This is a genomic window from Exiguobacterium sp. s168, assembly GCF_018619035.1.
Classification (GTDB): Bacteria; Bacillota; Bacilli; order Exiguobacteriales; family Exiguobacteriaceae; genus Exiguobacterium_A; species Exiguobacterium_A acetylicum.
In genome coordinates, this window is record NZ_JACSNE010000043.1 from 8,033 (window position 1) to 14,389 (window position 6,357).

Consider the following 6,357-nt stretch of genomic DNA (forward strand, 5'->3'; position numbering starts at 1 on the left):
CACTTCTTTTTTTTTACCCAAAAATAAATATAATCATGGAGTCGTACCCAAGTCCGGCTGAAGGGGACGGACTCGAAATCCGTTAGGGGTCGCAAGGCTCGCGTGGGTTCGAATCCCACCGACTCCGCTTTTTATGAAGCATCTCAATTTTGAGGTGCTTTTTTGTTGCATCGATTTCTTCGTGCGTGCTATGGTTGCCTACGTGAAAAACGAAGAAGAGGTGGACGAAATGAACGAACAAACAAAAGAATCGTTGCTTTCGCATTATGCGATGACGATGACATATGTAAAAGACTTAGAACAGATTTCAGAAGAGACGTGGCGGACGTCGTATGCAGAAGGTAAGTGGACAGTTGCTGAGATCATCGGTCACTTATCACCATGGGATCGCTTCATGGTCGCAGAGCGTATTCCGTACTTGCTCGCGGGTGAACCATTCCGAGTCGCACCGGATAGCCAAGCGGTCAATGAGGAAGCGGCGAAGATGAGCCGTGAGCAGCAACGGATCTTGACGATTGATGAGTTTTTAGTCAGTCGTGACTTGTTGAGTCGTGCGGTCGAATTGATTCCGGAAGAACGCCTGCAGGACAAGGTCGTCATTAAAGACAAAGAATTGACGATTGGTCAATTCCTTGGAGCGATGGCTCAACATGATTTACACCATATGGAACAAATCAATCAAGTGATTGGTTAATGCGAGGGAGATGCGAAACGCGTCTCCTTTTTTGCGCAAAAAAAGATCCGCCTAAGAGGCAGATCTAATCAGTTAGCGTGTATTGGCAATACGAGCAACTTCAAGCTGCTTTTCAATCTTCGCGAGAATCCGGTCGATGGATTCTGGCTCGTTCAGTAAATCGTATTCGTCGATCGACAAGCGGAGTACCGGGCAGATTGTGAAGTTATTGATCCAGTTCGTATATCGTTCGTACATCTCTTCCCAATATTCGATTGGTGTCTGTTGCTCCATCTCACGTCCGCGAAGACGAATTCGTTCTAGTACTTGTTCGAATGAGCCTTCAAGATAGATCAAAAGATCCGGATGTGGGAAGAATGGTGTCATGACCATTGCGTCAAACAAACTTGAGTATGTCTCGTAATCCGTTGGAGACATCGTTCCTTTTTCAAAATGCATCTTAGCAAAGATCCCTGTATCTTCATAGATCGAACGATCTTGGATGAAACCACCACCGTATTGGAAAATCCGCTTTTGCTCCTTGAAGCGTTCAGCGAGGAAATAGATTTGGAGGTGGAAGCTCCAACGCTCGAAATCATGATAGAATTTATCCAAGTAAGGGTTTGTATCGACTTTTTCGAGTGACGTCCGGAAACCAAGGGCATCTGCTAATCCGTTTGTGATCGTTGATTTACCGATCCCGACCATACCGCCGATCGTAATGACGGCATCTGCCGGGATGTTGTATTGTTCGCGTAGCTTCAAGTTCATGCGTGGTTCGCTCCTTCATATAATTCGTTCCGGATCGTCGTCAAGACGTACTCGAGATCTTCCGGTCGCTTGACGAAGTCGAGTTCATCCCCGTCGAAACGGATGATTTTGACTTCCGGATGTTTGGCTTGGTATTCCGTGACGAATGTCTCGTAATCCTCGGCCAATTGTTCGAGATAAGCACGTGACATATTTTCTTCGATTTCTCGTCCGCGCAATGCCACACGTTTCATCAAGGTGTCGATGCTTGCGTTCAAATAGATGACAGCATCCGGTTTCGGCATGTCTGTCGTCAGGATCGAATAGATTTGTTCGTACTTCTCAAGATGCTCTACCTTTAGAGAGCGGTGTGCAAAAATCAAGTTCTTAAAGATATGGTAATCAGCAACGACAGAGCGTTGTTTACTGAGGTAATGACGTTCGATATCATCGAGTTGTTTGAAGCGATTGCACAAGAAGAACATTTCCGTCTGGAAGCTCCATTCTTCGATATCTTCATAGAACTTTCCAAGAAAGGGATTTTCTTCGACGATTTCGCGTAACATAGAAAAAGAGAAATGGTGACTGATGGCGTTCGCAAGTGATGTTTTGCCTACACCAATCGGTCCTTCAACCGTTATGAACATATACAATGACCCTCCGTTCAGCAAAGTGCAATTTATATTTTAGCACAAAGAAGTACGACTTGCTGAAGTTTCAAAAGGAGAATTTTTTTAGAGTGAGGAGTATCATCGATGGAACGACAGGAACACTATATGCGTCTTGCAATCGAAGAGGCAAAAAAGGCAGAAGCGATCGGTGAAGTTCCGATTGGATGTGTCATCGTCAAAGATGATGAAGTCATCGCGACGGGTTACAATCACCGGGAAACGGATCAGCAGGCGACGGCACATGCCGAGTTGATCGCGATTGAGGAAGCTTGCCAAAAGCTCGGGAACTGGCGACTTGAAGGGTGTGAGCTCTACGTGACGCTTGAACCTTGTCCAATGTGTGCTGGGGCCATCATGCTGTCACGGATCGAACATGTCATCTTTGGGGCCGTTGATCCAAAGGGTGGATGCTGTGGAACACTGATGAACCTAGTGCAAGACGATCGGTTCAATCATGTCTCAGAGCTGACGAGCGGTATATTAGAAAAAGAGTGTGGTGAGATGCTAACGACGTTCTTTCGGGAACTGCGCGCGAAAAAGAAAGCGCGAAAGCGGGCAATGGGTTGCATCACACCAGATGAAACAGTATAATGAAAAAGCACTGAAACAAGGTGCCACTAAAAATCGATAAACCATTTGCCGTGCTAGGTGGGGATGTAGCGGTTCCCTGTCACTCGCAATCCGCTATAGCGAGACTGAATTCCATGTCGAGGGATATGATTGGTGTGGTCTGCCTCACGTAAGTAGCGTTGACGTTTGAGTCCTACGCAACAGATACCCATGAACCAGGTCAGGTCCGGAAGGAAGCAGCCTTAAGTGGTGCTCTCTGTGTGTTGTAGGGGTGCTTGGACTGAGCAGGCTGCGTGAGTAACGCATGTTGAACATATTTCAGAATATGGTGCGCGGCAGTTTAATTTTTAAAGACAAGTCTACAGCCGGTTTCGGTTGTAGACTTTTTTAGGTAAAATAGAATGAGGAACTTAAAAAGAGGAGGCGCAAACTTGGCCTATCAAGCACTATACCGCGTGTACCGTCCACAACGATTCGACGAAGTCGTTGGACAAGCGCATATCACCCGCACAATCCAAAATGCATTGATGGAGGGACGGATGTCCCACGCCTATCTATTTTCGGGTCCTCGGGGAACGGGAAAGACGAGTCTTGCCAAAATCATCGCCAAAGCAATCAACTGTGAGCATGCTCCGGTCAAAGAACCGTGTAATACGTGCCCAACGTGTCTTGCGATTACAGAAGGATCAAGTCCGGACGTCTTCGAAATCGATGCGGCTTCCAATAACGGCGTAGATGAGATTCGGGAAATTCGGGATAAAGTCAAATATCCCCCTTCAGAAGCAACTTATAAAGTCTACATCATTGATGAAGTGCACATGTTGTCGACAGGTGCCTTTAATGCCTTGCTCAAAACACTAGAAGAACCGCCGGCACACGCCATCTTCATCCTAGCAACGACAGAACCACATAAAATCCCGGCGACGATCATCTCACGTTGTCAACGTTTCGATGTGAAGCGGCATGAAGTTGATCAACTCGTAGAGCGGATGCAATATATCTTAAAAGACCAATCGATCGAGTATTCGGATACGGCATTACGATTGATTGCCCGAGCGGCGGATGGTGGTATGCGTGATGCGCTGAGTCTGCTCGACCAAGCGGTTGCATTTTCGAATGGTGATCTAAACGATGCGGCTGTTCTTGAAGTAACAGGGGCAGTAGAAGATGAAGCGTTATTGAATATTGCTCGTGCCTTACATGAACATCAAGTCGATCAGTTATTGCAGACGCTTGAAACGATGCAACGAGCGGGAAAAGATCTAAAACGTTTCGTTGAGGATCTCGTCTTCTTTTACCGGGACACTTTGTTGTTGAAAGCCTCTCCTACAGCTGTCGACTTGCTAGAGCGTGCTCGCCCAACGGATGAGTTCAAACAATTCGTTGAATCGATTGAAGCGGAGACGTGCTTTACGATCATTGATCAGTTACATGACTGCCAACAACAGATGCGATTGACGAATCATCCGCGGGTCCTCGTTGAGATTGCCTTCATTCAGATTGCGGAACAAGGGAGAACGACGGGACAGATCGTCCAATCGTTGCAACAGGAAGTCCGCGAGATGAAAGAACAGATGCATCAGTGGAAGTCAAATGGTGTTCCGGCTCAAGAAGCGGCTGCACCACAAGCACAACCGAAGCGAAAACAAGGACGACCGACCGTTCGGATCGCGAAAGAGCGCATTCGTCAAATGTTAGGGCGAGCAGAAAAAGCTCAGCTACGTGAGATTCAAGAGAGATGGGATCACATCTTAAAATGGATATTAAAAGAAGATGGACCAATTTACTCGTTACTTCATGAAAGTAAACCGGTTCTTTGTTCGGCGGATACGTTGCTGATTGAATTCGATGATGGTAAAGGATGGCACTTTGAACAGGTCATGACGAATGAACGAACACGTTTTGTGATTGAAGAAGCATTGTATGAAGTATGCGGCGTCAAACGCGAAATTTTAGCGATTCTTTCAAAGGATTGGCATGAACTGAAAGCAGAGTTTGTTGCTAAGCGAAATAGTAGTAGTATAGAAGAGAAGGAAACAAAACAAGAATCGGAGAGCGATCAGTTATTGTCCGAGACGCTTGGTCGTTTTGGTGATATCGTAGAGTTCGAAGATTAAATTCGAGGAGGAATACAGATGCGCGGAATGGGAAACATGAACAATATGATGAAACAGATGCAAAAGATGCAAAAGGATATGGCGAAAGCACAAGAAGAGCTAAAAGACTTAACAGTGACAGGTACAGCAGGCGGAGAGATGGTCTCAGTCGTTGCAGATGGTCATAAAAATATTGTAGATGTCATCATTAAAGAAGAAGTCGTCGATCCAGATGATGTTGAAATGATTCAAGATCTCGTCTTAGCTGCAACAAACGATGCTTTGAAGAAGGTCGATGAACTCGTCTCAAGTAAAATGGGGAAATTCACACAAGGTATGAATCTGCCGGGAATGTTTTAATTCGTAGGAGGAAACCACTTGCAATATCCTGAAGCGATTAGTCGTTTGATCGAAAGTTTTACGAAACTGCCGGGGATTGGTCCGAAGACAGCAGTTCGTCTAGCGTTTCATGTCCTTGATATGGAAGAGGACGATGTCTTAATGTTCGGAAAGGCATTGGTCAGTGCGAAGCGCGACATTGCCTACTGTAGTGTCTGCGGGAATATCACGGATCAAGATCCTTGTTATGTATGTACAGATAAACACCGAAACCGTACGATTGTCTGTGTCGTCCAAGATTCAAGGGATGTCATTGCAATGGAAAAAATGCGAGATTACCAAGGGTTGTATCATGTCTTGCATGGAGCGATCAGTCCAATGGAAGGAATCGGTCCGGAGGATATCAATGTATCTAGCCTACTAACACGTCTTCAAGCGGACGAAGCGATTACGGAAGTCATCTTAGCGACCAATCCGAACATCGAAGGAGAAGCGACAGCGATGTATCTATCGCGTCTGTTAAAACCAACGGGTATTCGGATCACTCGGATTGCCCATGGTCTTCCGGTTGGTGGAGATCTTGAATACGCAGATGAAGTGACGTTATCTCGTGCAATGGAGGGACGTCGCGAACTATGAGTTGGTTTCGAAAGAAGATTCGCAGTGAGTACGACCAGCGTTTGTTAGAAGAATTAGCAAAAGCAAAAGAAGATTATTTGATGAAGCGTCATCTCTTAGAAATCAGCTATGATGACTATGGTGATTTAGAAGCACAAATGAAGTTAGCGGAATCACTGTATTTCTTCTATATAAGCGAAGCAAAAAGAAGACGCGTCTCATTGATGATGAAGTAAACCGCAGCCATTCTTGTCTGCGGTTTTTACATGCTCTAAAAAAACTATAAGTTATTTTAATAAAGTAGTTGCACATGTCTAATTATCGTGATATATTAATTCATGTCCTTAAGAGGACGAGCGCTTACGGCAAACAAGTAAAAAACAATTTCAAAAAAGTTGTTGACTTCTTGTTTCAGACTTGGTATTCTAATTGAGTCGCCAAAACAGGCGCGGACGAACTTTGAAAACTGAACGATGAGGCAAAAAACGTATTCTATGGAATACAAACATGAATGAAGCGCAAGCTTCGTCAATCGTGACTTCGGTCACAAAAACGAGCAAGTCAAACACTTTATGGAGAGTTTGATCCTGGCTCAGGACGAACGCTGGCGGCGTGCCTAATACATGCAAGTCGAGCGCAG

General features: G+C 45.4%; 8 protein-coding genes, 1 tRNA gene, 1 rRNA gene and 1 other RNA gene. 9 read left to right on the top strand and 2 right to left on the bottom strand.

The window, feature by feature from the left end:
* The first annotated feature begins 37 nt into the window (after window positions 1-37).
* Together KNQ15_RS16215 and KNQ15_RS16220 are read left to right on the top strand one after the other, a co-directional pair.
* A tRNA-Ser gene (locus tag KNQ15_RS16215) sits at window positions 38-127 on the top strand.
* A 102-nt stretch (window positions 128-229) separates the two neighbouring features.
* Entirely contained in the window at window positions 230-694 is a 465-nt protein-coding gene (locus tag KNQ15_RS16220) for a DinB family protein (RefSeq protein ID WP_029343035.1), read from the top strand.
* Window positions 695-766: 72 nt separating this feature from the next.
* Here KNQ15_RS16220 and KNQ15_RS16225 read toward each other — a convergent pair whose 3' ends face one another.
* Complete coding sequence (locus KNQ15_RS16225) at window positions 767-1,444, bottom strand: deoxynucleoside kinase (protein WP_029343036.1); 678 nt, start codon at window positions 1,442-1,444, stop codon at window positions 767-769.
* On the bottom strand, window positions 1,441-2,070 hold the full coding sequence (locus KNQ15_RS16230) for a deoxynucleoside kinase (RefSeq protein WP_029343037.1): 630 nt from the start codon (window positions 2,068-2,070) through the stop codon (window positions 1,441-1,443). The genes KNQ15_RS16225 and KNQ15_RS16230 overlap by 4 nt, the downstream gene beginning before the upstream one ends.
* A 108-nt stretch (window positions 2,071-2,178) precedes the next feature.
* Between KNQ15_RS16230 and tadA the strand changes: the two genes are divergently transcribed.
* The 7 genes from tadA to KNQ15_RS16265 form a co-directional block, all read left to right on the top strand.
* Window positions 2,179-2,685, top strand: coding sequence for a tRNA adenosine(34) deaminase TadA (tadA, locus tag KNQ15_RS16235; protein WP_029343038.1), 507 nt, complete (start codon window positions 2,179-2,181; stop codon window positions 2,683-2,685).
* A 48-nt stretch (window positions 2,686-2,733) separates the two neighbouring features.
* Window positions 2,734-3,000: signal recognition particle sRNA large type (gene ffs, locus KNQ15_RS16240), an RNA gene on the top strand.
* Window positions 3,001-3,095: 95 nt separating this feature from the next.
* Complete coding sequence (gene dnaX / locus KNQ15_RS16245; protein WP_214730080.1) at window positions 3,096-4,781, top strand: DNA polymerase III subunit gamma/tau; 1,686 nt, start codon at window positions 3,096-3,098, stop codon at window positions 4,779-4,781.
* 18 nt (window positions 4,782-4,799) lie between these two features.
* Window positions 4,800-5,120 (top strand): YbaB/EbfC family nucleoid-associated protein, encoded by a 321-nt coding sequence (locus tag KNQ15_RS16250; RefSeq protein ID WP_029343040.1) that lies wholly within the window; start codon window positions 4,800-4,802, stop codon window positions 5,118-5,120.
* An 18-nt stretch (window positions 5,121-5,138) separates the two neighbouring features.
* A complete protein-coding gene (recR, locus tag KNQ15_RS16255; RefSeq protein WP_023469882.1) occupies window positions 5,139-5,738 on the top strand; it encodes a recombination mediator RecR in 600 nt (199 codons plus the stop codon).
* Window positions 5,735-5,953, top strand: a complete 219-nt coding sequence (locus tag KNQ15_RS16260) for a YaaL family protein (RefSeq protein ID WP_023469883.1) — start codon at window positions 5,735-5,737, stop codon at window positions 5,951-5,953. The genes recR and KNQ15_RS16260 overlap by 4 nt, the downstream gene beginning before the upstream one ends.
* A gap of 333 nt (window positions 5,954-6,286) precedes the next feature.
* A 16S ribosomal RNA gene (locus KNQ15_RS16265) occupies window positions 6,287-6,357 on the top strand; the annotation flags it as partial.